The sequence below is a fragment of the Pseudomonas sp. c313 genome (assembly GCF_055407145.1).
In genome coordinates, this window is sequence record NZ_JBUZRD010000047.1 from 1 (window position 1) to 843 (window position 843).

Here is an 843-nt window from a genome sequence, read left to right on the forward strand (position 1 = left end):
GCTCCGATTAAGCGGTTGCGAGCGTTAGATGCCCGATCGGCTCGGCTGCTGGCCGTACCTTGATTTCGATGTCGTAGCCGAGGCGATTCAGACAATCCATCAGCTTGCGTTCGGATAGATTGGTGAAGTCGCCGCGCATCATGCCCGACACCTTCGGTTGCGGGATGCCCATGCGTTTGGCCGCCGCTTGTTGAGTCAGCCCAAGGGCGCGCATGGCCCTCCTGATCTCGACCACCAGGCCGGTCTTGATCTTGAGCTTTTCAGCGTCAGGCAGTCCAAGGTCGGCAAAGACGTTGCCCGAGCTGCGCTGAACCTCGACGCCTTCAATGATTCGTTTTTGCATTTCGTAGCTCCTGTGCCAATACCTCGGCCACCTTCAGCCGAGCGCGGATGATGTCCATGTCGGCCTTTGGCGTGGCGATTCCGCTCTTGCTCTTCTTCTGGAAGCAGTGCAGGACGAACACCGCTTCCGCAAACTTGACCGTGTATACCGCTCGATAGGTGCCGCCGGCATCGTCTTCGACGACCTCCAGCACGCCGGCACCACCGAACCCCTTGAGCACCTTTGCTGCGTCATCCTGATCGCCTATCTGCGCCAACGAGAGCGCGTAACCGAAACGGCGACGCACGTCGGACGGCAACGCCATCAAATCCTTGTGGCTGCTCGCGATCCATTCGAGCGGTTTTTCTTTGTTTGTCATGACGGAATTTTATACCTGTTCAGGTAATGATGTAAACGCGGCAACCTCAAGGAGGTGTCGTAAAACATTTGTTTTGCGACAGGCTGTCAGCCGCCGCTGTGCTACCTGTGCAACACCCCCTCAAAAATGTACGGAAAACTCT

At 56.9% G+C, this 843-nt stretch carries 2 protein-coding genes; both read right to left on the reverse strand.

From position 1 onward, the window contains the following. Positions 1-7 precede the first annotated feature (7 nt). A complete protein-coding gene (locus ACZRKZ_RS27750) occupies positions 8-343 on the reverse strand; it encodes a helix-turn-helix domain-containing protein (RefSeq protein ID WP_001172026.1) in 336 nt (111 codons plus the stop codon). Next, the gene (locus tag ACZRKZ_RS27755) at positions 324-701 is read right to left on the reverse strand and encodes a type II toxin-antitoxin system RelE/ParE family toxin (protein ID WP_003151133.1); all 378 of its coding nucleotides are present in this window, start codon (positions 699-701) and stop codon (positions 324-326) included. Before ACZRKZ_RS27755 ends, ACZRKZ_RS27750 begins: the two co-directional genes overlap by 20 nt. Between the last annotated feature and the right edge of the window lie 142 nt (positions 702-843).